At 32.8% G+C, this 25,784-nt stretch carries 23 protein-coding genes and 1 pseudogene; 1 reads left to right on the top strand and 23 read right to left on the bottom strand.

Features of this window, described 5'->3' with window-relative positions; genetic code table 11:
- Positions 1–313: 313 nt before the first annotated feature.
- From ABXZ36_RS06505 to ABXZ36_RS06470, 8 genes are all read right to left on the bottom strand, one after another.
- The gene (locus tag ABXZ36_RS06505) at positions 314–760 is read right to left on the bottom strand and encodes a hypothetical protein (RefSeq protein ID WP_354614685.1); all 447 of its coding nucleotides are present in this window, start codon (positions 758–760) and stop codon (positions 314–316) included.
- A 493-nt stretch (positions 761–1,253) separates the two neighbouring features.
- Positions 1,254–2,027: a DUF6090 family protein gene (locus ABXZ36_RS06500; RefSeq protein ID WP_354614684.1), complete on the bottom strand. Its 774-nt coding sequence runs from the start codon at positions 2,025–2,027 to the stop codon at positions 1,254–1,256.
- A gap of 159 nt (positions 2,028–2,186) precedes the next feature.
- Positions 2,187–3,143, bottom strand: a complete 957-nt coding sequence (locus ABXZ36_RS06495) for a DUF3179 domain-containing (seleno)protein (protein WP_354614683.1) — start codon at positions 3,141–3,143, stop codon at positions 2,187–2,189.
- Positions 3,144–3,652: 509 nt separating this feature from the next.
- Positions 3,653–5,179 carry a serine hydrolase gene (locus ABXZ36_RS06490; protein ID WP_354614682.1) on the bottom strand — a complete coding sequence of 509 codons (1,527 nt, stop codon included), beginning with the start codon at positions 5,177–5,179 and terminating at the stop codon, positions 3,653–3,655.
- 150 nt (positions 5,180–5,329) lie between these two features.
- Positions 5,330–6,298 carry a hypothetical protein gene (locus tag ABXZ36_RS06485; RefSeq protein ID WP_354614681.1) on the bottom strand — a complete coding sequence of 323 codons (969 nt, stop codon included), beginning with the start codon at positions 6,296–6,298 and terminating at the stop codon, positions 5,330–5,332.
- A 215-nt stretch (positions 6,299–6,513) separates the two neighbouring features.
- A complete protein-coding gene (locus ABXZ36_RS06480; protein WP_354614680.1) occupies positions 6,514–7,260 on the bottom strand; it encodes a DUF6090 family protein in 747 nt (248 codons plus the stop codon).
- A gap of 145 nt (positions 7,261–7,405) precedes the next feature.
- Positions 7,406–8,203, bottom strand: coding sequence for a DUF6090 family protein (locus ABXZ36_RS06475; RefSeq protein ID WP_354614679.1), 798 nt, complete (start codon positions 8,201–8,203; stop codon positions 7,406–7,408).
- 427 nt (positions 8,204–8,630) lie between these two features.
- Positions 8,631–8,996, bottom strand: a complete 366-nt coding sequence (locus ABXZ36_RS06470; RefSeq protein WP_354614678.1) for a hypothetical protein — start codon at positions 8,994–8,996, stop codon at positions 8,631–8,633.
- A 324-nt stretch (positions 8,997–9,320) separates the two neighbouring features.
- Here ABXZ36_RS06470 and ABXZ36_RS06460 point away from each other — a divergent pair.
- Positions 9,321–10,878: pseudogene (locus ABXZ36_RS06460) on the top strand (IS1182 family transposase).
- Positions 10,879–11,020: 142 nt separating this feature from the next.
- Here ABXZ36_RS06460 and ABXZ36_RS06455 read toward each other — a convergent pair.
- From ABXZ36_RS06455 to ABXZ36_RS06385, 15 genes are all read right to left on the bottom strand, one after another.
- Positions 11,021–11,758, bottom strand: coding sequence for a DUF6090 family protein (locus ABXZ36_RS06455; protein WP_354614675.1), 738 nt, complete (start codon positions 11,756–11,758; stop codon positions 11,021–11,023).
- Positions 11,759–11,898: 140 nt separating this feature from the next.
- On the bottom strand, positions 11,899–12,360 hold the full coding sequence (locus tag ABXZ36_RS06450) for a hypothetical protein (RefSeq protein ID WP_354614674.1): 462 nt from the start codon (positions 12,358–12,360) through the stop codon (positions 11,899–11,901).
- 229 nt (positions 12,361–12,589) lie between these two features.
- Entirely contained in the window at positions 12,590–13,348 is a 759-nt protein-coding gene (locus tag ABXZ36_RS06445) for a DUF6090 family protein (RefSeq protein WP_354614673.1), read from the bottom strand.
- A gap of 169 nt (positions 13,349–13,517) precedes the next feature.
- The gene (locus ABXZ36_RS06440) at positions 13,518–14,099 is read right to left on the bottom strand and encodes a hypothetical protein (protein WP_354614672.1); all 582 of its coding nucleotides are present in this window, start codon (positions 14,097–14,099) and stop codon (positions 13,518–13,520) included.
- Between the two features lie 222 nt (positions 14,100–14,321).
- Positions 14,322–14,852 carry a nuclear transport factor 2 family protein gene (locus ABXZ36_RS06435; protein ID WP_354614671.1) on the bottom strand — a complete coding sequence of 177 codons (531 nt, stop codon included), beginning with the start codon at positions 14,850–14,852 and terminating at the stop codon, positions 14,322–14,324.
- A gap of 311 nt (positions 14,853–15,163) precedes the next feature.
- On the bottom strand, positions 15,164–15,640 hold the full coding sequence (locus ABXZ36_RS06430; protein ID WP_354614670.1) for a hypothetical protein: 477 nt from the start codon (positions 15,638–15,640) through the stop codon (positions 15,164–15,166).
- A 24-nt stretch (positions 15,641–15,664) separates the two neighbouring features.
- A complete protein-coding gene (locus tag ABXZ36_RS06425) occupies positions 15,665–16,093 on the bottom strand; it encodes a hypothetical protein (protein WP_354614669.1) in 429 nt (142 codons plus the stop codon).
- A gap of 246 nt (positions 16,094–16,339) precedes the next feature.
- Positions 16,340–16,903 carry a magnetosome magnetite crystal formation protein family gene (locus ABXZ36_RS06420; RefSeq protein WP_354614668.1) on the bottom strand — a complete coding sequence of 188 codons (564 nt, stop codon included), beginning with the start codon at positions 16,901–16,903 and terminating at the stop codon, positions 16,340–16,342.
- 324 nt (positions 16,904–17,227) lie between these two features.
- Positions 17,228–17,698, bottom strand: coding sequence for an RDD family protein (locus tag ABXZ36_RS06415; RefSeq protein WP_354614667.1), 471 nt, complete (start codon positions 17,696–17,698; stop codon positions 17,228–17,230).
- Positions 17,699–17,868: 170 nt separating this feature from the next.
- Positions 17,869–18,672: a hypothetical protein gene (locus ABXZ36_RS06410; RefSeq protein WP_354614666.1), complete on the bottom strand. Its 804-nt coding sequence runs from the start codon at positions 18,670–18,672 to the stop codon at positions 17,869–17,871.
- Between the two features lie 40 nt (positions 18,673–18,712).
- Positions 18,713–19,480 (bottom strand): hypothetical protein, encoded by a 768-nt coding sequence (locus ABXZ36_RS06405; RefSeq protein ID WP_354614665.1) that lies wholly within the window; start codon positions 19,478–19,480, stop codon positions 18,713–18,715.
- A 201-nt stretch (positions 19,481–19,681) separates the two neighbouring features.
- The gene (locus ABXZ36_RS06400) at positions 19,682–21,208 is read right to left on the bottom strand and encodes a serine hydrolase (protein WP_354614664.1); all 1,527 of its coding nucleotides are present in this window, start codon (positions 21,206–21,208) and stop codon (positions 19,682–19,684) included.
- 227 nt (positions 21,209–21,435) lie between these two features.
- The gene (locus ABXZ36_RS06395; protein WP_354614663.1) at positions 21,436–22,803 is read right to left on the bottom strand and encodes a serine hydrolase domain-containing protein; all 1,368 of its coding nucleotides are present in this window, start codon (positions 22,801–22,803) and stop codon (positions 21,436–21,438) included.
- A gap of 1,037 nt (positions 22,804–23,840) precedes the next feature.
- Positions 23,841–24,020, bottom strand: a complete 180-nt coding sequence (locus tag ABXZ36_RS06390; protein WP_354614662.1) for an adenylosuccinate synthetase — start codon at positions 24,018–24,020, stop codon at positions 23,841–23,843.
- A gap of 347 nt (positions 24,021–24,367) precedes the next feature.
- Positions 24,368–25,630 (bottom strand): site-specific integrase, encoded by a 1,263-nt coding sequence (locus tag ABXZ36_RS06385; RefSeq protein ID WP_354614661.1) that lies wholly within the window; start codon positions 25,628–25,630, stop codon positions 24,368–24,370.
- Positions 25,631–25,784 lie beyond the last annotated feature (154 nt).

Below are 25,784 nucleotides of genomic sequence, written 5' to 3'. Positions count from 1 at the left end.
ATTGTACCCCATGAGTCAGTACAATTTGTCTTTTGAATAGTTGCCCTTGGCAAGTTCAGCCAATACTTTGAGTTTAAAGCTTTCGCTGAAACGTCTCACATATCCATCATTTTTATATATATACAATTGATATTTTGTATACATATTTCAGGACGGGTCAAAATTACTGCCAACGGTTGGTGTATGATTCGTTGTTGAGATTTGATGTTAATCAAGTCGAGCTAAGAATCGTGCCGGTCTAATGTACGAAAAGTTTTGAATTGTAGTAAATAAGCTAAACAATGAATCATAGCCCTTGTTGGCAACTGTATTTTTAGTTAGATCGGTTTATTAATTTAATTATATAGGAAATAAGAAGTCCGATTGTAAATGTTGAAAGTATAGTGCTTATTAAAAAAACAATAATAGCTGGAAGCATATATTTAAAACTATCATCCTCTATTGTCTGATAGACAATTAAGCAATATGTAGTCCAAATTATCAAATTCACAAATGTTGAATATTTAAATGAAGTTAAAATCAATGATTTTCCTTTGTTTACATTTTTATAGGCTAGTTTTCCTCCAAACCAAAGTGCTATTATAAAGGCCGCAATAAGTCCTAAAGTTGGAAATCCATACCCCATGATTATTGACATTGAAGATATTCCTTCCCGCGAATAGAGAACAGGTATTATAATAGTTGCAATAATTGTCAAAATTCCCATAGGTGCTCCAATCAGATATGATATAAGAATACTTTGCCATAACTGTTTATTCATCTACTCAAGGTTCATTTAATATAGTTTCCAACGTGTTCGTGTATGGTTAGTTGCGTGGTTGAGTAACTCATTTAGTAAATAAATCACAGATAGAATATTCCGCAGGAATGTTCGTAAGTCGGCAGTGATCAAGCAATTAATTATACACGGCTTAAGTTTGATTCTCATTAAATTGATAGTATAATAAGAAAGAACAAAAGAGAGAATTAAGGTTACTATATACGGTGAAGCTTTAGACTTCGACAACATTGATAACCCTCTCTTTTTTACTACTATAATCACGTTCAGTTCTGTGAGACTGTAGATCTCGTTTTCAAGTTGTTGTGATACCAGTAGCTAGTTCTTTCATAAATCAATTTAATGAGAATCAATCTTAAGAAGAACTGAGGTAAAAAACAAGTAAATTCTTCCTTAATCTGAGACAATACTATTCTAGGTTCATAGATGCTAAAATCTGATTCTTTGAGCTTTTTTTATTTTTTAATTCTAAATATTAATTAAGATTCAATTCACTATTTATTACACCTAACAATAGTTCAGCTTCTTTTTTTGCTTTACCCACACTGCCTTTGTTGGTTTTAGCTACAATAATTCGTAGACTAACTGCATTTATCAAATCAAATTCCTTGTTTGAATTATTTAAATTATTCTCGAATGTTGTTTTCAATTTGTCTTCTAAATCTATCTTTTTGTTTTCAAATCCAAAATTTTCTAGACTTATAATAACGGTAGATTTTATTATCGGGAATATTTGATTATAAACAACACGTTCTGTGTTTCCATCAACCGATTTTTGATAATTTTCAGAGTCTTGATAATACTTTATTATTTGAGAACGTAATGATTTTTCCTTTATTAAGTTGAGTTGTCCAGTACTATTTAGTTCATTAAAAGTCGTTGAGATTTCTGGGTACTTTACAGTAAACATCAAATATGACAACTTTCTATTTATACTGTCAATTTCTGATACTTTACCTGTTGAACTAAAATCTACCAAAATAGATTCTCCTTTACCAATTATAAAGTCATAATTTTGATTTGAATTATTAAAAGACGCAATTTGTTTTTCTAAATCGTTTTTAATTCCAATTAAATAGTCTTGTTGCTTTTCATTATTAATTCTTCTTTGATTCCAATTATTAATAGCTAGTGCTATTAAAATTCCAATCACTACAAGGACTATTTCTCCGAATGCATATTTCAAATACTTTCCAGTTTTTTCTTCTAAAAGTAAATTTTTTCTAATTTTTCTAAAGAATTTTATCATTGGTTCGTTGGTTGGTCATAATGAAGGCTAACGTTTAGTATATGAAAAGTAGGCGATTTGGAAGCACCAAACTTTCAGTTAAAAACAAAGTTTGATTCGAGCTAAAACTATTGAATTTATTACTGTTTCGCCTATTTTTTATATACATTGTTATGCGCTTTATTTTTTAAATACGATGGTATTCGGATAAAAATTATTCCAAGCCCAATCATAAACAATTGTACTAGGAATCATACCTCCTTTTTTGTCCTCTGCCCAAGCAGTTAATCCTGAAGAATCAAAATGTATATAAACTTCTTCATTCTTTTGCTTGTAAATTAAAGGTGAATTCCCTTCAAATAGCGTTTCTAGTGGAAAGAATATATCTAAACTACCTAGGTCTATCCCTAATCCCAAGTTTTGAATTTGGTGTTCGGAGTTATTTGGACGTTTCTTCCCTGGCATCCAAGTATTGTAATATCGTTTTTGAAGTACCTCTTCCGGAAAAGCCGCATTAGAGGTATCTTTATTAATAGCTACTTTAGTAGTAGGATACTTTGCCTTCCAAAAGCCCCATGTGCTCTGGATTGATGCGAGTGGGGATAAATGCTTACCCTTTAACTTCCCTTCAATAGCTTTACCTGATAGTTGATTCCATACTGACTTTGTTTCCCTGTCGATTATCAACAAATTATTGTCTTTAAGTCCTCTGCCAAAATCAAAACCTGATTTAGTTCCATTAATTTTACCTTTGAAAACTCGTGCAGAACCTACAAGAGGACAGTAAGTTAATAGAAAGTTATCATCACCTATAACAAGATTAGCCACTTCAAAACCTGATAAATACTTAATTGGAACAGCAATGTGAGAATTTGCTAATGATATACCAAGAACTAATTCATTACTGTCTAATTCTTCATTCCCAGAATCCGTTAACTCTAAATTATCTAGTCCTTCGTCAATTGGCATATTAAAAACGAAAGGCTGCCCGCTAGGTCTATCCTGAGCGAATAAACGTACGTAGTCACCTTCTGCTTTTGAAGTATCATTTTTAGTTTTATTTTGTTTACATGATGCAAATGCTACCACAAAAAGCATCATTAAAAAAATCAGTTTCAAATTTTTTACTATAGTCATTATTTTATTGCGCATAACGGTTAGGCTCGTATGTTTGATTATTGATTTAAATCAAATCGAGCTTGGGATCATGCCGGTCTAATGTACGAAAACTTTTGAATTGTAGTAAATACGCTAAACAATGGATTATAGCCCTTGTTGTACAACGTTTATTATATTAGAATTTTAAAATAATTGGTTTACTCAGTGGTATCCATTGTTTGACTAGACATCCTATTAGATCCAGCAAAATATTTAAGTAAATATGCTATCGGTCCAATAACGGGAAGAAAAATTAAAACTATTAACCAGATAAAATAAATCAAACCCTTTTCATGTTTTCCGATCAAAAAGAGTGCGGTGAAAAATAAAAGTAATATTACACTTACAATAGCTATTATTTGGTAAGGTCCAATGAGTAGAGGTAAGTTGGTCATATTATGAATTTTAGTTAATTAAATTATTACTTTTTATGTTGTACAACTGTTTTGTATATGAGCCGTTTTAATGGCTTATATACGTTGTTATACTTAGTTTTTCTTTTTCTTTATTTCAATTTCTCCAAAATCAACGTCAAGTAGATTTTCCTGATCTATCGAAAAGCCCAATATCTCTCTTTTCGAATTAAAATTGAAAGTTATAAAACCATCTGGAACTCTTATATCATACCAATCAATTTTAAAGGTGTCGAATTGCCAATGAATCAATCGCCCCGTGAACAATGGTGTATGAGAGAACGAAAGTTCTAGTTCATCATTATTGGTAAACGATAAATTGATATCCCCATACATCTCATCATTATAATCACCTGTATACTTACTAAGAGATAAAGATGGATTAGATTCTTTTGGTCTAATTTCGTTGCTATCGGCTTCTTCTAATTTCTTTATTAAACGTTTACGATAATCCTTTCCTCGTTCATATATATCAAAAGTCTTATCATGGAAAATAAGGTCGAAGATTTTTGTTTTTATCAAAAAAGATGCAGGTTCTTTCGAATCATTACATAGAATAACCACACCAATGTTCATGTCCTTTATCATAAAAAGCTGTGCAGACATTCCATCGATCCCGCCACTGTGTTCTATGATCTTATGGCCATTCCAGGGAGTGAGCCACCATCCGAAACCATAGGAGGAAAACTCGTTGCCAAATGGAGGGCCACTAATTTGGAATAATGTCTGAGGTTTAAAGATTTCATCGACCACGTCCTTGCTTACAATAGTATCATTCTTAAATACCCCATCATTCAGCAACAGTCTCATATAGCTGTTCATATCCTTGGTTGATGAATAAATGAAACCTCCAGGCCCCAGGTTATCTCCATTTTCCTGTTCTATGGCAACCTTCTTAAATTCTGCATTCCAAATATGAGGCTGGGCCAAATTGATATTGGCTTCTCTATCCTTGGACAACGAAGTACTGTTGTTCATTTCTAGTTTGTCAAACACTCTTGATTTTAGAAACTCATCCCAAGTCATTCCCGAAACCTCTTTTACTATTTCGGAAGCTACAACGAACATTATATTTTGATAAGCAGGTTTCTCTCGGAAGCCAGCAACGGGCTCAAGGTATTTAAGTCGCTTAATGATTTCAACTCTGGAATAGTCTGAGTGATACCAAAGAGTTCCGGCACTAACTTCTTTCAGTCCACTTCTGTGTGTGAGCAGGTCTCTAATCGTAAAGTTTTCTGATACATATGGGTCGTACAATTCGAAGTAGCTTAGGTAGTCCTTCACTCGGTCGTCCCAACTTATTTTTCCTTCATCCACGAGCAATCCGAGTGTCAATGCTGTAAATGATTTGGAAATTGACCCAATTCCAAAAGTAGTTTGATCATTGACCTTTGGATCTTTTCCGATTTCCCTTGATCCAAAACCTTTTGAATAGATAACTGTATCATTTTTCACTATGCCTACTGAAAGACCAACTACCTCAAAATCCTTAATAACTTGTTCAAGGTATATATCGAGCGAATCCAGTGGTATTTTTTGAGCATTTGAAATATTTAAAGAAATTAACCAAATGATTAGCAACAATAAGATTTTGTTTTTCATTTTGTTTTTTTTTAATTAAGTATAACGTGTTTGTATATGGTTTGTTGCGTGTTTTAAGTACCTAATTTGCACATACAAACCGAATAGATAATCCGCGAGGATTTTCGTAAGTAGGCTTGAACTAGCAATAAATTATATACGGTGTTATACTTAGTTTTTTAGTTTGCAAAAATTTAAGTAATCATAACTGTAAATGATAAAATTTCCATCAACTAAATCAAATTTTAAAATACCTGAATTTTTTTGGATTCCTAAATTTTGTTTGGAGGTCAGAGCTAATTCAAATTCTTTTTTAAAATCTATTGTATTATAAAAATATAATCTATTCTTTTTTTCTTGAGGTCGTAATATAAAATACTTGTTATCTGAACTATGGTTTCCTTGACCTTTTGCAATTTCATAATTACAAATCCAGTTTTTTTTTAAATCGAATTTTGATATTATACTATAATCCCAAGCACTACCACTTTTAACTCTTGTATTTGAACCACCAGTTGAGTAGATGTATAAGAAATGTTTATTTGTAAAAATATCTCTAATGTTTAACCAATCATGATTTGGCCAGTCATCATTAATCCTAACTTTAGGGTATTTGTCCTTTGGTAGCTCAAATAAAGGTGTTTCAAAATTAGCTGATGGTTTTCTTAAAAAACTTTTTGGGCCAATTTTTAAATTACTCACATATCTTGGAGGATAATTTTTTTTGTATAAATCTTCTAAAGCAACAATAAAGTTATTACTATATTCATTGTAACATGATAAACTTATTTTATGATAATTATTAATATCTAATGTGAGCGAATTTTTAACTTTTATTATGGAATATTTCTGAAAGTCGTGGTTTCTCCATAATATAATTTTATCAGTTTTAAATACTATACCAAAAAAATCTGCTGAATTAATTACTCCATAACCATTAAAACTAGAAGCATTTTTAAAATCGCTGAATACATCTAAACAAATCGAGTCTGTGATTTTTCCATTTACATATTTGTCAATAAATGTGGGAGATTGAAACTTATTACTTATAACAATAGTAGTTGACTCATCTGTGTTGAATATCCATCCAAATCCATATCCTTCTCTAGGCTTGTATGTTGTAATAAATTCTGTCTTCAAAATTAAGTATAACGTTTCAGCTATGAGTAGTGCGGAGGCAAGGAAACATTTTCGTTTCCGTCTTCGCATGTAGCAAAAGCTTTTTGTTTTGATTTATATTTTTATCCCAGAGCAAAATCCAAAAGATTTTGCGGTCATAGTAAATATACGCTTACTTTAGATTAAACACCAAACTCCGAATTACTTATAGCTATTGTTGTGCTTTCGTTATTTTTTCAATCGTTCTCTAAAATATTCAAAAGATTTTCTGACTGTTCTCTCAACCCCATATTTAAACCAAGTTGAAAATTAAAGTTTCTAATTGCAGCAAGCGTTTTATTTCCAAATAATCTGTATTGCTCTGACTTTATATTGTATATCCAATTTTCTCGTTCTTTGTCTTCAATACTTTGCCTCATATAAAATGAACCTAAAAATGAAGCTAAATCTATAGTCCGTTCAAACTCAAGATTACTCGAAGTAAAGTATTCTTGCTCTTGTATTTTTGCAATGTCATAATAGTCCTGAACATCTTTTAATTTCAAAATAGCCTCTTTTTTCTCTTTGCTAAACAATGAAAGTTTTCCAGTGCTAATAATATCATCAATGGTATAAGTTACACGGTTATATTGATAGACTCCATAAGTTTTTGCACTATCCATTTTTTGAATAAGAGTATCGATATTGATAGACTTTTTTTTAGAATAAAGCATATAATTAACCCTAATTTTACGTTGAATGGTTACCATACTATCTAGTCTTTGTATATTCTTTAAATCGACTTTAAGTTCAGTTATCAAGTTCTTTTCATAGGTTGCAACTAACCTGTTCTGTTTTGAAACTTCGTTGGCATTGTTAATTTGCAATGCGATTAAAATTCCGATAACAACCAATACTATTTCCCCAATAGCATAAAGAAAATACTTGCTTACTTTATTTTCAGTCAGCATTTTTTGCCTAATTGTTCTAAAGAATTTTATCATTGGTTAGCGATTTGTCATAATGAAGCACAACGTGTTCGTGTATGATTAGTTGCGGGAAATCAGTTTTGATTTTCCGATTAGTGAATATATGAAAGAAAATAAACTCTTCCTCTTAACCATCAAGCGGTAATAAATTATACACATCTTAAGTTTGATTCTCTTTAATTTCACTGTCTATTAGGTTTAATATTTCAATAATTTGATTCCTCAAGGCTAAAGACTGAATATTCCCTACATGACTCCAATTGAATGAATCTGCCACAATACCCTCAAATTCTATATTATTCAAAATTTCGCTAATATTTAGTTGTTTTTTAGTATTTCCTATTTTGTGTTTTACACTAGCTGTTTTGTTTAAAGCGAATTTTGGAATATAACCATCTTTCCATAATGCATTGATAATATTCCTGTGCAAACCTGTTTTTTCGTTGAATGGGATTATTATTTCCGTTCTAATTTTTTGATATTCAAGCTCTATTTCCTGTAATTGATACACGTCAGTAGTCCAATTAGTCAATTTTAGTTTTAAGCTATCATTTCTAATTAAATGTAAATTTCCAGATTCAATTAAATTATTTTCTACTGGGTCAAAAGTAGGGTCTGTTAAAAGAAATGAAAGTTGGAAAAAAATACTATCAAGCTCAACAAATTCTGGATTATCAATAAATCCTAATAATTTTATTGAAGCTTCAGTAATATCTGACCGCATTGAAATTTTCTCATCTAATTGTTCAAGATTCTTATTAAAATCTAATTTTAGTTGGAACAATATTTTTTGCTCCTGTGCTATTTCTTTACGTTGCTCATTCCAATTATTAATCTGTAATGCAATTAAAATACCAATCACAACAAGAATAATTTCTCCGATTGCATAAATCAGATATTTACTGAACTTATTTTCAGAGAGTAAATTTTGTCTAATTTTTCTAAAGAATTTTATCATTGGTTAATGGTTGGTTATAATGAAGCACAACGGTTTGTGTATGAAACGTAGCGCACAAAAAGACGCTCATTTTTCGGATAAACACAGAGCCGAATTTTTATGTTTTGTTTTTAGTTTTTCTGTTTAAAAGCCAAATTTAAAAATTTGGCGGTCTACGTAAATAAACACTTATCTTTTGATTTAGCACTTACTAGCTATGTTTTATACACCGTGTTGTAAGCAGTTTTTATTCCGTTTCTTTTTCAATTAACTTATATAAAGTATTCAAAACTGATTTTTGATTCTTTTCGTAGTTGTCATTTGACATTTTCTCGTCAAGCATTTCCGTATCCAAATAGTAATGATTTATAGTTTTAACTATTTTTTCGTTTTGCGAATGAAAAGTAAATTTTGATTCACAAAAGTGATCTATTTCCATTTCTACGGTTTATATTTCTCCATTTTCATTTGTTTCAGAAGTATGGATTACAGGTAGAATTTCAGCTTTTTTAATTTCATCTATTTTTGAAACAGATGTTTTCAGCAATTCTGACCTATCCATTTGTACAGTTTTGAAAACATCACAATCAGAAAATTTACGCTTATAATATTTTCCATCTTTCAACCAGAAAATATAGAATGATCTTTCATACACACAGTCATCTGTCTCTTCGATATTAATAAATTCTTCACCTATGCAATCGGTTTTAAATTCAATTATTAAGTCCGTTTTAGATTCCAATAGGTTTTTTTTCAATTCCCAATATTCAGTATTCAATTCCTGTCCGTAAGAATTAATTACGAAAAGGAACAAGACGAATTTTAGAATTTTTATCATAAATTTTATTGATACTGCAAATTGCTTACAACGTTTCAGCTATGAGTAGTGCGGAGGCAAGGAAACCTTGTTGTTTCCGTCTACGCACGCAGCAAAAGCTTTTTGTTTTGATTTATATTATTTCGCCAGAGCAATCCCGACGCTTCAGGAGAAAAGATTTTGCGGACATAGTAAATATACGCTTACTTTAAATTAAACACCAAACTCCGCATTACTTATAGCTATTGTGCCTGTTGCACAAGTTAGAATAAAATCTGCTAAGATTATTGTAGTTCTTTGTGGTAGATCGTAACTTTAGGTATGCAGGGAAAGAAAGACTACCAAGAAAAACTGTTCGCCCATTTTCAGTTGAGCGAACGTATACCGAAGCACAATTTTTATAGGCGGTTAAAAGGGGAATTGGATTTGGAGTTCCTCTATCCCTTGACCAAGGACTATTATGGCGACAGCGGCCAAAAGAGCATCGATCCCGTGGTGTTCTTCAAACTGTGCCTGGTGGGTTACTTGGAGAACCTTATCAGCGACCGCAAGCTCATCGACCATTGTTCTATGCGTTTGGACATCCTTTACTTTATCGGTTACGATATCGACGAGGAACTGCCCTGGCACAGCACGATAAGCCGTACGCGCCAACTTTTCCCGGAGGAAGTATTCGAGGAGGTGTTCACTAAAGTACTTGGTATGTGCGTGGACAATGGGATGGTGAGCGTCCATACCCAGGCCATCGATTCTGCGCCGGTAAAATCCAATGCAAGTATGGACACCTTGGAACTAAAGGTTCCCGAAGAAGAATTGGAGGAACATTTGCTCAGGGTACGCTATGGATAAAGAAACACCGCACCGCAAGAGCAAGGGGGACAGGTCGGACAAGGGCCAGCGCAGTGTTACGGCCAACAAAAAGGAACTGGACGCGATAAAGGGGCGCAACAAAAAATGGGCAAAGGACCAGGACCAACGCCCGGGAGCGGGGAACCAGGGTTCAAAATATACGAGCAACAAAACGCACTACAGCCCGACCGATCCGGATGCGTGGATAAGTGTCAAGCCGGGCAAGGCGCGAAAGCTGAACTACCTGAGCCAGTTGAGCGTTGACACGGCCAATCATGTGATCACCGACATCAGGGCCTATCACGCCGATGGGAAGGACAACCAGCAACTACGGGACATAGTTCAAAGATTACAAAGACGCTTATGGCAACAGGGCCTGGTGTTCGAGAACTGCGTGGCCGATACGGGCTATAGCAGCGGTGAGAACTATGCCATGCTAGAGGAAAGGGGCCTAAAAAGTTTCATCCCACCGCACGGTACTTTCAAGGGCGGTCCCGATGGCTTTGGTTATGTTGAAGGCCAAGACCATTATGTATGCCCGCAGGGAAAAGTCATCCCGTTTACCAAGGAGTTCTTGGACAGCCGGACAAGGACAAGGAAGAAGGAGTATCGGGCCAGAAAGCATGTCTGCATTGGTTGCCCGATACGCCAACAATGTCTTGGCGAGAGCGCACAGGAGAAGAAGTTCAGTGTCACCTATTACCGCTCGGAGTACTTTCGCAATATAGCACGAGTGGAAAGTCCGCAAGGGCGATACATGAAGGGCAAACGGCAAAGTACGGTAGAGCCTGTTTTTGGCACATTGACCCAGTTCATGGGCCTGAGGAAGATAAACACGATAGGGTTAAAACAGGCGAACAAGGTGATGCACCTCTCTGCGATAGCCTACAACCTAAAGAAATATCTGAAGTTCGAGCAAAAACGCTCAAAAAGCAGGGCGGGAAGGCTCGTTTTGGAACAGGCCGTGAAAATCGTCCTTCAAAGTCTGTTCTGGAGCTGTACAAGGCACCAAAAAACGGTGTTCCAATGACCGGTTTAAAAAGAAAGGGCCAGGCAGAAGGGCTTGATTGGGTCCTATTTTTCCGAAATTAAGGGCTTGTGCAACGATTACTATTGTTGTGCTTTCGTTATTTTATTTTTGAAGGTTCTTTTATAGGCCCTATTCAAAAAGGTTATTTCTTTTTTTGCTCTTCCAAAAGTTTTAAAACTACGTTAGTTTGTTGTGAAACTTCTTCGGAAAGTTCTAAATATCTACTTATCGTATATGCTTTTCTAATAATAAGAGTATATAAATCTTTAGGCAGCTCATCAGTTTCTATATCTTTCCATAAAATTTTTAGAAGTGACTCATTTGGAAATTCTAACGGTGGATATTTAATTCTGAAATTTGTCGAAATAATAACATAACTCTCACGATTCACTGATGAAACTTCTATTTCGTGAAGCTGAAGTCTATTAAGTTCCATTATAGCTTCTCGAAGCTCTTTATCTAGTAAATCTATATTCCCACCAGAGATTAATAGGTTAAAGCTATTGGTGTTGTATGTATTAAGTGTCCGTAAGTTACCTTTATAAGCTTCACTCAACTTTGAAAGGACTTCATCGGACGTGTTAAAAGTTGTAGTTTTTAATTCTTCGTAAGTTTCAGATATGGTTTCGAGTATTTGTTTGTTTTCATTAATTCTTTCGCTTAGTTGTATGCTATCTTTTATAAAATCATTTTTTAATGATATCTTATATTCATTTTTGAGATGATGTTTCTTTTGTGATTCATTCCAGTTGTTGATTTGCAATGCAATTAAAATACCAATAACCACAAGCACAATTTCGCCGATTGCATACTTAAAATACTTTCCAGTTTTGTTTTTCTCCATAAGGTCGTAGCGGATTTTTCTAAAGAATTTTATCATTGGTTATTGGTTGGTCATAATGAAGCACAACGGTCTCGTATAACTGACAGTTACGGGTTAATATACGTTAATTTCGATTTGGCACAGACTTTATCAATTCCGAGTTTATTTGGACGTAGTCGAATCCTTCGTAATTGCGGTTATACATTGTTGGCAACAGTATTCTTGTCTTTTCTGTGATTTTCAAACATTTCGATTGCAGCTTTCAAAAATCCAAACAACCCCAAACTTAACACGATAATCCCAACAGATAAATCTTTTAAAATTCCATCTTGCGCATTAAAATATCCAGTCAATCCGAAGATTAGTGAAAACAGAATTGTCAAACACATTACTATGATGGTAATTTTACCTTTTATTGGGTTCTCCCATATTTTTCTTGAAAATGTATTCTGTGTTTTACTAGTATCTTGTAATGAAGAAAAGCTTGTTCCGAGTCCCATAAAAATTAAGACCGAGTTGAAATTCTCGAATATTAATTTGGGGTTTTCTTTTAATATTTCCATTCCTAACAAATAAGGGCTAAACGCAAAGTATAGTCCAATCAACATTAATGGGTATTGCAGGTAACTTATGTAATGAAATATTGTTTTAAAATTCATTAATTCTAGGTTTTGTTTTTATTGTTGCCAACTGTTTTGTATATGAAAAGTAGCGCTGAAAATAAGCGATAATTTTCGGATGAAACACAAGCCGAATTTTTAAATTTTACTAATTATTTTATTTTTGGAAATTTGTCAAATTTAAAAATTTGGCGACTTCCTAAAAATGCCCGAACCTTCGTGTTAGCAAAGACTCGCGCTATTTTTTATATACGTTGTTGTGCTTTCGTTATTCTCGTAATTGTTCGTCAATTTTAAGTATAATATCTTTCGCACTTTGCTTTGTTTTAGTTAGTATATTGTCCAAATATCTTTTTCTATATAAACTCATTTTTATAGAATTTCTCATTTGAGGTTTATTTAATTGTTCTATAAAAACACTTTTTCTATTTTCTTCGGTCTGCGCAAATCTCACATTATTCTCCGTGTAAGTAAAATTTGCATAAATATCAATTTCAAAACCCATTGCTAACCAAAGGGAACCATCTGCTGTGGTATCTTCATCATCCCATTTTATAATTTTTTGGTATTTATTTGCATCCAGAGTGTAATAGTTATTGATGTCATTATATAGTTCGTTGAATTCAAAAAAATCCGTTATTCCTGCATTTATGACTTTCTCGTAGCTTTTATTGTTTATAACATAATAGAATGAATAATAGGGAAGGTTATTAAATAAGTCATTCGCAGATAATGTATCTAATTCGGTGCTATTAAGTAATAATGTCGCATTTGCTATGACTTCCGGAATGTCTTGGATGTTTTTAGAAAACTGTAACGTATCTGTCTGCATATCCAAACGGATGTTATGCAATAAATTTCTAATAACCAATTTTTCCTTTCGTTCCTCGTTCCACGTGTTGATGCTTAATGCAAGTAAAATTCCGATAACAACAAGAATAATTTCTCCGATAGCATACTTAAAATACTTTCCAGTTTTGCCTTTTGAAAGCAAATCCTGTCTAATTTTTCTAAAGAATTTTATCATTTGTTAACGGTTTCTGTTAATGAAGCACAACGGTTTGGCTATGATTCCGTTGTTGAGATTTGATGTTAATCAAATTGAGCTGAGAATCATGCCGGTCTAATGTACGAAAAGTTTTGAATTGTAGTAAATAAGCTAAACAATGAATTATAGCCCTTGTTAGGCAACGTATTTAGTTAGGATCTGGTTTTCCGTAATTAGTGTAAACAATGAAGTCCGAACTTGCGTCGAGAAACTTAAATATTTTCAGTTTAACCAAAGGTAGTTCAAAGTCCTTTTCGTTATATACTTCTAATATCAAATTGGCAAGCGTTGAGCGGTTTAATTCCTGTCCATTTTTTGCCATTTCAGAAACCTTTTGACTAAAAAGAAAATTTTTTGAATTATGAATATTTAGATAGCTCTGGGCAATCAGAGAGCTTTCAGTTGAGAAGGCTTTACTTAGGCCATCTACATGTCCTTCAAGTGAACCCTTTAGGTCGTAGGTAATGTCAAACTCTAACTTATCGTCCTCACTTATTCGATTAAGTAATCGAATATAGCTTTGGTAATTGTTATTTTCAATAATATTATTTGAAATAAGATTTTCTTGAAATTGTAAAAGAATATTTATTAATACATCATAATATTCAGGACTTTTTTTGGCAAGTAGTTTATCAAATTCCAGTTCATATTTATTTGTTGTCACTTGGCTAGTTGTCTTTGGTGAGAACATAAAGAAACAAATCGCAAAAATAATTAATGTATTTTTCATATGTTGCCTAACGGTTTGTGTATGAAACGTAGCGTGTAAAAACACGCTAAATTTTCGGATTAGCACAGACCCGAATTTTTATGTTTTGTTTTTAACTTATCATTTTTAAACGCCAAATTTAAAAATTTGGCGTTCTTAATAAATAAGCAAAATCCTCTCGAAAATCCTATGCCAGCTATGTTTTATACACGTTGTTGGCAGTAGTTTTTATTATTTTAATTTTTATTCTTTCGGTATATTTTGATTCTTATCAGCCGACGTTCCACCTAAAATTACCCAACCATCATCATATTTTCTCCAAGTATGAAGCATCGCAGAAGAATACTTTTCAACGATATTATTTTCTTTGTCAGTCAAAATAGTATCCACATCATAATACACAATAACCACATCATCAATTGCATTAGTGACTTTTCTATAAAGTTTGTAACTAAATTTTATATTTGGGTCGCTATGTAATTCAGGTATCCAATTTGAAACCATACTTTTATTAACAAATTCGTCTCCATTACCTGGTCGACCAATAAAATCATTGTGCCAAAGTTTTTTATAAGCAACAGTATCATCTTTTTGGGCATAAGCCCAATATTTCTTCTCCATTTCCCAAGCTTCGTTTTCGAATTTTTCCTTGCTAATTTTTGGTAAAACTGTTTCAGTCTGTTTTGATTCAGTATTTTTTTCGTTGCAACTTTCAAGTGTGACTAATAAAAATAGTCCAATTGCAATTGTCAAAATCAATTTAGATAATTTCATTAAATTCCGTTTTCTATTGCCTACTATAATCGGATTTCGGCTTTTCCGTTTTTGTTAATCAGCTTAAAATTAGTTCGTTGTTCAAATTACTGCCAACGGTTTGTGTATGAAACGTAGCGTGTAAAATGACGCTTATTTTTCGGTTAAACACAGAGCCGAATTTTTATCTTTTGTTTTTATCTTTTCTATTTTTAAAGCCAAATTTAAAAATTTGGCGGTCTTCGCAGATAATAGCCAGCCTTTGGGTTTAGAACTTATTAGCTATGTTTTATACACCGTGTTGGCAACAGTTTTAGTTCCGGTTTACAGAATCAAATCAAATCCTTAGATATATCTAAATTATATTGCTTTTTCAACTTTTCCACTAAAACTTCACTTTCGCAAGGTGTGTTTTGTAATGTATCATAAACCCATTCTTTGAGTTTCTCCATACCCATTTTTTCTTCCAATTTTTTGAACAAAAGATAAGAACCATAATATCTTGCAGATTGGTTTACATTATCCTCAATCATATCTTCAGGTGAAATACTAAAAGTAGCGCTAGGCGGTGTTCTGCCATTTTCATCAAAATATTTTTGTCCCTCAGGGGTTAATTGCTTTCTTATAGATCCTGGTTTTACAGTTATTCCGCCCCAGGATGCTAGATTTAGTTTTCCATCTTCTTTTATGACTTTATCGTATTGTTCTTTACGACTATTTAACATTTCTTCGAACACTTTAGGCTGTAAATTATACGTAACCTTAGATTCTGACCATACTGCCTGTCCTTCCTCAAACCACCTTGGCAAATCATTACAAGTTGCAAATTGTTTCTACCAGGCGTGAACCTGTTCATGCCCAATAAGGTCGTAAAGTTGTTTTTCAGCTTTTTGAGATAGATTATCAGTTTGATTTTGTATAATCCATCTCGTTGTACCAAAAGCTGGTGCCAAGTAATTGTTGTCTTTGACAAAAGCAACATCTGCCCAATTTGTTTTTTCTCCATTCGAAATGTGAAATTTGAGAACTTCTCTATAAATTGTATTCAAATGATTAATGGCTTCAATAGCGGCATTTTCATTTTTTTCATCAAAATACACTTTATATTCTATGTTTTTTTCCTCGTCTTCTACAAGATAATAGTCCAAATCTTTATTTGCTGAACTGTGTTTTTGATAGGTGTAATCCTTGTGATTACAAGAAAATAAAATGCACATTGTTGATAACAGACAAACGCGCTGAAATTTAAATAGTTTTGTCATTTTTATTATTTTGTTTCTTAAGGATGGCGTTTATTGAATTGTTGCCAACGGTTGAGCTATGAACAGTACGGGAGCAAGCTAGCGTGTACTTTCCGCCATGCACATAGCAAATATTTTTGTTTTCTTTTTCTTGTTTAAAGCTATCCCGATGCTTCGGGACATAAGATTTTGCGGACATAGTAAATATACGCTTACTTTAGATTAAACACCAAACCCCGCATTACTTATAGGTATTGTTGGCACCAGTTATTTTATCAGTTTTATTATGTTAGGATATAAATTTTCTGTTTTTCCTTTATTAGTTTTAATAGCAAAAATTATCGGTAATATTACATTCATAGCGTAAAGTCCAATGAATAGGTAAAATAGAATTGGATAATATTTAAAGTGCAATATTTTTAATAAAGCAAATCCGGTAATAGATAGAAACGCTATAATTGACCAAATGATTTGAAAATTCAATAGGTTAGCTCCTACTTTTTTAAGTCCAATTACTCGATCTTTTTTATTCATCCACAAAATCAAAGGAAGAATTATATTTCCGACAGGAATCGCTAAAAAAGATATAACAGAAAGATGAAAAATGATCAAATAACTTTTGTCAGTTTGTTTTCCGTAATCTAAAATATCTTCGGCATTTATATCGAGTACTTCACATATTAAATTAAGTGTTTTTCCTCGAGGCTCACTTTCGTTGTTTTCGATTCGCTGTATTGTTCTTAAATTGATTTTTGCGGATTCTGCTAATTCCTCTTGAGAAAGTCCTTTTTTCTTTCTTATTTCTCGAATTTTATTTCCGATTTCGTTCATAATTAATTCTGTTTTTTGTTTTTACAAAACTGCATATGAATCAATGGTTTTGATAGCGGTTTGTTTGCGACATTTTTACGGCACTCTTGTCAATCTGTTAGATTTGTTGTTTTTTTAATTGGTGCCAACGTCTAGGCTATGAGTAGTGCGGAGGCAAGGAAACCTTTTGTTTCTGTCTTCGCACGTAGCAAAGGCTTTTTGTTTTGATTTATATTTTTTCGCCAGAGCAAAATCGAAAAGATTTTGCGGACATAGTAAATATACGCTTACTTTAAATTAAACATCAAACTCCGCATTATTTATAGATATTGTTGTGTGTAGTTTTTATTTCTTTTCGAAAATAACTTTAGTTTTAGATATTTTGTCATGCCATCCTCTTGGTATTTCACCAAGAAAAGAAAAAGAATCAAAAGGTATTCTTCTACACATACTTCTTAATAGAACTGTTTTGAAATCCATGATTTCATTTTCAATAGTAACAGCTCTTGTATTGGTCACAAGTTTTCCAATGGTTTTTCCTTTTAAAAGATATTCTAGGAAAGAATAAAAAATAGTTGTTGTAATTAACCCAAAAAAGATTCTTCGTAAGTAGTTTGGATCATCATAAATAAGTAATCCGGATAGAAAGGATAAATCTTCTATTTTAGAAATTTGCCTTATCGAAACCATGTAAAAAATGATAAAGCCAAAATAAAGAATACTATCTATAACATGATTAATTAATCTCTGTTCCGTGCTAGCTAAATCGAATCCAGCAAAATTAGTATTATTCTTATTTCTTTTAATTTCGTTCATTTTTTTTTAGCTTTTTTAAATTACACACAACGGTTAGGCTATGATTCCGTTGTTGAGATTTGATGTTAATCAAATCGAGCTTGGGATCATGCCGGTCTAAAGTACGAAAACTTTTGAATTGCAGTAAATAAGCTAAACAATGGATTATAGGCATTGTTAGGCATAGTCTTTTATTTATTTTTCCGTCTTGTAGCCCTATTCAATTTCTTCAAGTCCCTATTTTCGAGTCGAATCGATTTTTTATCTCTTTTTTGCCAGTCGTTTTGGGTCAGAAAATGTATTGCTAAAACTATTTGAACATTCCGGTCTTCCAAATTCCAATTTTGAGGATTTTTTATAATGTCCCAGACTAGAAAATTTCCAGAATCGAATGCCCCGACGTTTTCCAGTCTTTTTCCATAATATTCTAAATAGGGATTTGATTTTCCTAGTGCTTTTAAAAATTGGATAAACTTTTCGTTTTGACTGAAACATATACTTTTATACTCATATTTCGGTTCTTTCACCCTCCAAGTGTCGCATAACGACCAAATCTTGCTAAAAGTGGAATCGGTAATTTTAGAGTATAATTTTTTCTGCTTACTCCAACTTAATTTTTCTTGCAAATAATATTGTTTCCAATCTGCGAGATCAGGCAAGGAATTTTTTATACAACTAGCGAATTCTGTCCTATCCGATTTTCCGCATAGTTCCGCCTGCAAAAAGTCCGCAATCAGATTCAAATCCGTAATTTCTGATTTTGAGAAGAAGCTACTTAAGTCCGTTCGTTCACCCTGTCCGAATATTGACAGGCAAGAAATTAGATAAATGAACAGAATGGTTTTTCGGAGCATAAGATTGTGCCTAACGCCTAGGCTATGATTTCGTTGTGACGACATCTGCGAGAGCAGTGGGCGGGTTGGCGCGCTGGCATCGTAGACTTTTCCACTTTTGAAATCAGGCCGGTTAATTGTTTCTATTATTGTTTTTTGCATAGTGCCACAATGAATTATAGCCAATGTTGGCAACAGTTATTTACAAGTCAAATATTGTCACAAAACTTTGGTGTTCACCTTCAACTCCGTAAAAGTAAATTCCAACTGTAATTTCAGTGGCCTTTGAGATTTTCGATTTGTCTTTATAATAAAGCTCAAAATTATCTTTAAAACATTGATTTATAATGCTATTGAGAGATTCGTTTCCTAATCCTTTGATAGTGGTAACCGCTTTGACTTTGAGTTCTTTACTAACCCAAATTTTAAAAAGCCCAAAAGTTCCTTCTTCAAGAGCAAAGCCTTTTCCCTTATCCAAACAATTGTTCAAAAAGGTATAATTCAATCGAAAGTCATTTTTAATGTCTATTTCCGTTTCTTTAATGAATCGAAGTACACTAAGTTTTTTTTGATTGCTCTGTTCAGTTTTTTTGTTGAATTCAGGGTACTTTTCTTCATTCACTTTTCTGTCTAGTTGAATTGACCCAGAACAAGAACCAAACACAAGCCCGAGTTTGCTATCCTTGTATGCGAAAATCAACCAATTTGATTTTTCTGGAGTATAAAAGGAGCAAGAAGAATTCAAGATACTCTCAATTTTTAATTTATTAACGCTCGAACCTTTGAAAACCTCACCAACTTTTATTTCGATATTGTGATAATCACTACCAGCAGGAGTGATTTTTTGAATTTCAGCAGTGGCTACGAAATCTGCTCTTTCAAATCTGTCGATAAGTCCTACTCGTGCGCACTCACAAGCAAAAGCACTTGAGCAAAATAGAGATAAGATAATTAAAGGTAGTTTTTTCATAATTGGTGCCAACGGTTTGTATATGAAACGTAGCGTGTAAAAAGACACTGGTTTTTCGGATTATACACGAGCCGAATTTTTAAATTTTCTTTTTATCTCATTGTCTCAAAAAGCCAAATTTAAAAATTTGGTGGTCTTCGCAAATACAAACAAACCTCTCGGAAACCATGTAATAGCAATGTTTTATATACGTTGTTATACTCAGTTTTTATTTTTTAGAATATTCAGTTCTCCGAAATCAACGTCAAGTAAATTTGCTTGGTCAATGGAGAATCCTAATATTTCTCTTTTTGAATTAAAGTTGAAAGTTAAAAATCCATCAGGAACTCGAATGTCATTCCAGTTTATTTTAAACGTATCAAAATGCCAATGTTCTAATTTTCCTTTGAATACTGTAGAATGGGAAAATGAAATTTCTAACTCTCCGCTCGTAGTATAATTTATTAAAATGTCTCCATACATTTTGTCTGTGTATTTTCCAGCGTATTTTTTAATTTCCAATGAAGGTTTTGCGTCCTTAATTTTTAATTTTTCTATCTCTTTCTTTTCTGTCTTCAATTGTTTAAGATTCTTGTCCCTCGATTCTTTTACTTCAGAGTATATATCATATGAATTGTCTTCTAAAAGATTCTCTAATATTTTAGCTGTCAATAAAAAAGTTGCAGGTTCTTCAGCTTCATTGGTTAGTATTACAAACCCAATATTCATATCTTTTATCATAACTAGATTAGCAGACATGCCATCAATTCCTCCACTATGTTCAATTATCTTATGTCCTTTTTTTGGGGTTAGAAACCAACCAAATCCATAAGATGTGAATTCATTGTAAAACGGAGCACCACCAATAGGATATATAATTTGTGGTTTGAAGATTTCATTAATTATTTTTGGACTCACAATGGTATCATTTTCAATAACTCCATTATTTAGTAAGAGCCTCATGTAATTTGACATTTCTCTTGAAGATGAATATATAAAGCCACCAGGAGCAAGATTATCTCCTTTTTCTTGTTTTATGGCGACTTTTTCAAAATCCTCATTCCAAATATGTGGTTGAGCTAGATTATTGCTAGATTCTCTTTTAGTTGATAGTGATGTGGTGTTATTCATTTTCAGTTTATCAAACACTCTGGTTTTAAGGAAATCATCCCACGATATTCCAGCAACTGTTTTCACGATTTCCGAAGCAACTACATACATCACATTCTGATATGCTGGCTTTTCTCGAAAGCTGGATACTGGTTCCAAATATTTTAGACGCTTTATTATGTCTTCTCTTGAATAGTCGGAATGGTACCAAAGCGTTCCTCCGCTAACATCTTTAAGACCACTTCTATGGGTTAGTAAATCTCTAATTGTAAAATTATTGGTTACATAAGGAGCGTACAATTCAAAATAAGGTAGATATGATTTAACTTTATCATCCCAATTAATTTTCCCTTCATCAACTAATATTCCCAATGTTAAAGCTGTAAATGATTTAGAGATTGAACCTATTCCAAAAATTGTATTTTCATCAACTTTTCTTTCTTTATGAATTTCCAAGTTTCCATAACCTTTGGAAAATATTACAGAATCATTCCGAACAACAGCGATAGAAAGACCTGGTATGTCAAAATCCTTTATAAGTTGGTGAACTTGTGAATCAAGTGAATCTAATTGTATTTGTTGGGCGAATGAATTGGAGAATAGAATTAACCCAATTACGGTAGAGAAGAATATTTTCATTTTCATATTTTTTAATTGAGTATAACGTTTCAGCTATGGCAAGTATGGTAGGCAAGGAAACCTTTCGTTTCCGTCTGCGCTGGTAGCCAAAGCTTTTGTTTTGTTTTTATCTTTTTCATTTTAAAAGCCAAATCCAAAAGATTTGGCGAACTTAGTTAATAAGCCCAAGCCTTTAAATTAAACTCTTTATGCCCTATTTGCTATAGGTCTTGTTAGCCTTTCGTTATTTATTTTTCCTTTTTAAGGATGTAATAAGCATAAGGTTGTATGTCGCGATACTCATTATTTTTAATCACTATTCTATTATTACTATCAGCCCATGTATTGTTGCCAATGTATGTTTTTAACGTATCTATTTTATCGCTTTTTAATTTTTGAACAATCATACCGCCCACAATAGATTTAACTTGTATGGAATCTGTATAATTACCTCTTGTTGGACCTGTGTAAAGACCTTCTAAAAGTGCAGTTTCAATATCTAAATCCACGTTTTCCGGCATTTTTTTATCGAGCAGCTGCCAGGTAATTGGGTCTGCGAAAAAGGTTGCATTTTTAGGGCCACCTGATGTATTTACTAGGCAAATAATATATAAATCTTCTTCTGGATAATATCTGGTGTCTGTCATAAAACCACTGAATCCTCCTGTATGTCCAATTTTATCGTTTCCAAAATCTGAATAATTAACCAACGCTTTAGCGTATTGAAGTTTAGAACCATCATTTAATTGCCTTGGTGTAATCATCGATTGGTAAGAGGCTGCTGATAGTATTTTCCCTTGGTGCAAAGCCTTCATCCAGATAAGTAAATCTTGTGTATTACTTGATAGTGAACCCGCTGAATAAGGCAAATTATAATTTAAATAAGGTTTTTGCTGAATGCCAAGTGAATCATAGCGATACCCATTTACTTTATTTTTAGTCACTTCGATATTAGAACCAAAAGAGGTGCTGTTCATACCCAAAGGCTTAAAAAATATCTCTTTTAAATAGTCTTCGTAGGATTGTCCAGTTACTTTTTCAATTATTAATCCAAGATAAGAATAAGCATTATTGTTATAAATTAAAGCTTCGCCAGGTTCAAACATAAAGTCTTTTGGTTTAAACATTTTTACAATTGCATTGTGGGGAAGGCCTTGGTTAGTTAACATATCGAAGAATTCTACCTCTTCGCCCATATCAGCTTCCATCCCAGAGGTATGGTCAAGTAATTGGGCAATTGTAACTTTTCTTCCTTTAGTATCAAAGGGAAGATACTCTGTAAAATCATCATCCAATGAAAGCTTGTTGGCTTCTACTAATTTTAAGATGGCGGCTGCTGTAAATTGTTTGGTTACAGAGCCAATATCAAAAATTCCATCGCTTGGCATTGGCGTTGATAGTTCCAAACTGGCATAGCCATAAGATTTGTTTAACAGCATCGTATCTTTTTGAAACACTAAAATTGCTGCACCAGCAATCTGTGAACTATCGATGCTTGCTTGAAATAGTGAATCGGCATAGACTTCTAAAGATGTTACATTAGAATCTTGCTTCTCATTATGACAACCTGTTGCTACTAGAGCTAATGTCAAAATCAATAAAATTATTTGTTTCATATTCTGTTTTTTTAATGAAGGCTAACTTGTTATATCAGAACTAAATATACTATTTATCGGTTTATTACTCCGGATAAACGTAATAAATGTAATTGTTATCCTTTTAATAATAGTTAGAAAAAAAGAAGAGTATTCCCGATTGAAATTACCAAATATAGAAACTCACTAACATATAAAAATTTCTAAATAAAGTGTTTTCGTAAACTGAGGGGAATAGCAAGAGGGTAACACGCTACGCGATGTTACATAATCACAATTACCTTACAATCAGTATGTTACGTATTTTTAATATATGTGGTTTTTATAAATTTGCGACAAATGCTCTCGGAGCCCCAGTAAAATGATACTTTTTTGCGACAAATTCATTCTCACTAAACCCAATTTAGTGAGAATTATAAAATTGATTCGCCTTTTGAAATAGAGTTGTTCATTCTATCCCCACCCTATTTCCTTGCACTGCTTTTCAGGAAAAAAGATTGGTCCCCATATCTTGAACACAAGCCAAAAAGTAATTTGATTTGATGGTGTTTTTTTGGAAAAATTCCTTTTTGACTTACGTTCGCTTGGTCAACTTTTTAGTGAACCTTATCCATCTACATTTCAATACTTTGTTTGAAGAGCTTCTTTAGCCTGATTACCTTTTTGATAGTAAAAGAACAGCATTTGAAATTAGCGGGCGCATAAAACGGAGGGTGCTCCCCTCCTATTTATAGCCCTTTCCCAATTTCAAATCCTGAAAGAAAATCATATCAAAAAGGGAATGCGATTGGCTCTGAAAGAAGTAAATAAAATACAGCACAAATCCTATTTCATTTGATCTTTTATCGTGGTTTAATGGAGCTTTAAAAAAAGGAAAATGCTCTTGGTTAAAAAAAGTAAAACCCCAAATCTTACCATAACTAACCTTGCGCCGGATCCTGTTTCGATTTTATAGTGTTCAGGTAGATAAGCGTTCATTAAAATCGAATCAGGGCGCTTTATGCGATGAACTTTAATTTTATATAAGAAACATATAAATAAGTTATCTACAGGACATTTTAATTCTTGTCCTTCTTTTTCTTCTTCCTCCAAAGGATATAAAAGATAATCATTAGTACAGGCAGAATAATATATACAATGACATCAAATGCGTTTGTAAGATCGATAGGACTATTGTCATCTGGGTTTCGTGTGCCTATAGGCAATTGTAGTAGTAAAGGATATAGTTTGTATATCATTGTTTTTTTGTGAATAGCTTATATGCAATTTACGAAATTAAGTAGACTGTCCATTTCAGTTTCATCGCTTTTCTATTTTTTTAACCTTCTTTGCAACCATCGGGCGTAAAGCAAGTTTGTTTTTGTGGCAACAAAAACACATCTTGCGTTTGCTGACCAAAGTCATTTTTTTACCACTGCAATAAGATTCTTTTTGATGACTGAAATACTGCTCTATTTCATCCATTTATTACTAGTACTAGTTTTTTTAGTTTTCTGTTATTCTGATAACGATAGTCTTATTTCTCTTTTTTCTTCATTAGCTCTTTCACACATAGTATAGTTGCCCTATCTTAGATCACATCATATCATTCGACCACAAGTTTTGTCATCGTATGAATCGCTTCTTTCTGTTTAAAGCGTAACAACAGGTTGCTAATATCCTCACTAATTTTGGTCTCCACTACCCTAGCATAGATTTGTGTTGTCGATAGTTTGGTATGTCCTAAAAGCTTAGATACTGTTTCAATGGGCACTCCATTGGATAGCATCACTGATGTTGCAAAAGTGTGCCTCGCCACATGAAAAGTTAGGTTCTTTTCTATACCACAATCTTTGGCTATTTCCTTTAAATAGCTATTCGTCTTTTGATTTGAACTTAAAGGAAGTAACGCTTCATTAAAATCCGTTTCAACATTAGTTTTATACTTTTCGAGTATTTCCATAGCCTTAGGTAAAATTGGAACTTTTACCGTTTCATCTGTTTTTTCCCGTTTCGTAAATATCCAATAGCTATTGTCGATGCCTAGTGTAATCTGCTTTTTTGTAAGTCCTTTGACATCTATAAACGATAATCCCGTATAACAGGAAAATATAAAACAATCCTTTACTTTTTCCAATCGCTCATTGGCATAGTGTATATTTTCGAGCACATGCAATTCTCTCTCTGTAAGATACTCTCTATCATATTTATCAAACTTTAATTGAAACTGTTGAAATGGATTCTTATTCATCCATTCTAGTTTTATGGCGAGGTTGATGATTTTCTTGAAGCGTTCCAAATGTTTCATCACGCCATTATTAGTCATCATCAATTGTTTTTTCGTATTCTTAAAATTTCTCAGGTAATGCTCAAAGTCGCAGATAAAGCGATAATTCAATTGTTTTAAATAAATATCACTTGATTTTAGTTCTAGGCTTAAGAATTTTTGCAAATACTTTTCTGTAGTATAATAGTTTTTCATAGTACCATACTTCAATACGGTAAGCATATGGTCATTATGATAAGTAGTAAGGTCATTCAAAGTTTTATTAGTATCATCTTCTCCTAGGTAACGAACCTTAATAGCAGTAGCAGTGATGATTTTAGATTCTTCTAAGAGCTGATTATGACAATCCAATAATCTACTATATACTTGATCTAAATAGGTGTTTAATACTCTTATTTTATAAGAGCTTCCTCGACCTCGATTCTTAGAACTATCCCAGTCTTTAAATAAAATAGTTCTCTTTAGACTAATCTCTGAACGTTGTCCAGTAACGGTAATACGAACATAGATGGATAACTTGTTAGATGTACTTCTTGATTTTCTTGTGAAGAAAATAACGGAAAAGGTGCTGTTTGTCTGCATTGTTTAGAGCTTAAGTTTGACATTTTTTTTAAAACGAAAGTCAAATTGCTTTTAAATGCTCTTTAAATTTACGACAATTATGCTAGAAGCATGCACACCTAATTGCACACCTTTTATATGTTATTGTTTGGTATCATTTGATACCCCTAAAAAC

This window comes from Sediminicola arcticus, assembly GCF_040566695.1.
GTDB classification, from domain to species: domain Bacteria; phylum Bacteroidota; class Bacteroidia; order Flavobacteriales; family Flavobacteriaceae; genus Sediminicola; species Sediminicola arcticus.
The sequence above is the reverse complement of the archived record's forward strand: the minus strand, read 5'-3'. Positions and strand labels throughout refer to the sequence as shown.

Bases quoted from the DNA above. Each gene is read 5' to 3' on its own strand.
- ABXZ36_RS06505 (WP_354614685.1), bottom strand. From the start codon at position 760: ATGAATAAACAGTTATGGCAAAGTATTCTTATATCATATCTGATTGGA.
- ABXZ36_RS06500 (WP_354614684.1), bottom strand. From the start codon at position 2,027: ATGATAAAATTCTTTAGAAAAATTAGAAAAAATTTACTTTTAGAAGAA.
- ABXZ36_RS06495 (WP_354614683.1), bottom strand. From the start codon at position 3,143: ATGACTATAGTAAAAAATTTGAAACTGATTTTTTTAATGATGCTTTTT.
- ABXZ36_RS06490 (WP_354614682.1), bottom strand. From the start codon at position 5,179: ATGAAAAACAAAATCTTATTGTTGCTAATCATTTGGTTAATTTCTTTA.
- ABXZ36_RS06480 (WP_354614680.1), bottom strand. From the start codon at position 7,260: ATGATAAAATTCTTTAGAACAATTAGGCAAAAAATGCTGACTGAAAAT.
- ABXZ36_RS06475 (WP_354614679.1), bottom strand. From the start codon at position 8,203: ATGATAAAATTCTTTAGAAAAATTAGACAAAATTTACTCTCTGAAAAT.
- ABXZ36_RS06455 (WP_354614675.1), bottom strand. From the start codon at position 11,758: ATGATAAAATTCTTTAGAAAAATCCGCTACGACCTTATGGAGAAAAAC.
- ABXZ36_RS06450 (WP_354614674.1), bottom strand. From the start codon at position 12,360: ATGAATTTTAAAACAATATTTCATTACATAAGTTACCTGCAATACCCA.
- ABXZ36_RS06445 (WP_354614673.1), bottom strand. From the start codon at position 13,348: ATGATAAAATTCTTTAGAAAAATTAGACAGGATTTGCTTTCAAAAGGC.
- ABXZ36_RS06440 (WP_354614672.1), bottom strand. From the start codon at position 14,099: ATGAAAAATACATTAATTATTTTTGCGATTTGTTTCTTTATGTTCTCA.
- ABXZ36_RS06435 (WP_354614671.1), bottom strand. From the start codon at position 14,852: ATGAAATTATCTAAATTGATTTTGACAATTGCAATTGGACTATTTTTA.
- ABXZ36_RS06425 (WP_354614669.1), bottom strand. From the start codon at position 16,093: ATGACAAAACTATTTAAATTTCAGCGCGTTTGTCTGTTATCAACAATG.
- ABXZ36_RS06420 (WP_354614668.1), bottom strand. From the start codon at position 16,903: ATGAACGAAATCGGAAATAAAATTCGAGAAATAAGAAAGAAAAAAGGA.
- ABXZ36_RS06415 (WP_354614667.1), bottom strand. From the start codon at position 17,698: ATGAACGAAATTAAAAGAAATAAGAATAATACTAATTTTGCTGGATTC.
- ABXZ36_RS06410 (WP_354614666.1), bottom strand. From the start codon at position 18,672: ATGCAAAAAACAATAATAGAAACAATTAACCGGCCTGATTTCAAAAGT.
- ABXZ36_RS06405 (WP_354614665.1), bottom strand. From the start codon at position 19,480: ATGAAAAAACTACCTTTAATTATCTTATCTCTATTTTGCTCAAGTGCT.
- ABXZ36_RS06400 (WP_354614664.1), bottom strand. From the start codon at position 21,208: ATGAAAATATTCTTCTCTACCGTAATTGGGTTAATTCTATTCTCCAAT.
- ABXZ36_RS06395 (WP_354614663.1), bottom strand. From the start codon at position 22,803: ATGAAACAAATAATTTTATTGATTTTGACATTAGCTCTAGTAGCAACA.
- ABXZ36_RS06390 (WP_354614662.1), bottom strand. From the start codon at position 24,020: ATGATATACAAACTATATCCTTTACTACTACAATTGCCTATAGGCACA.
- ABXZ36_RS06385 (WP_354614661.1), bottom strand. From the start codon at position 25,630: ATGCAGACAAACAGCACCTTTTCCGTTATTTTCTTCACAAGAAAATCA.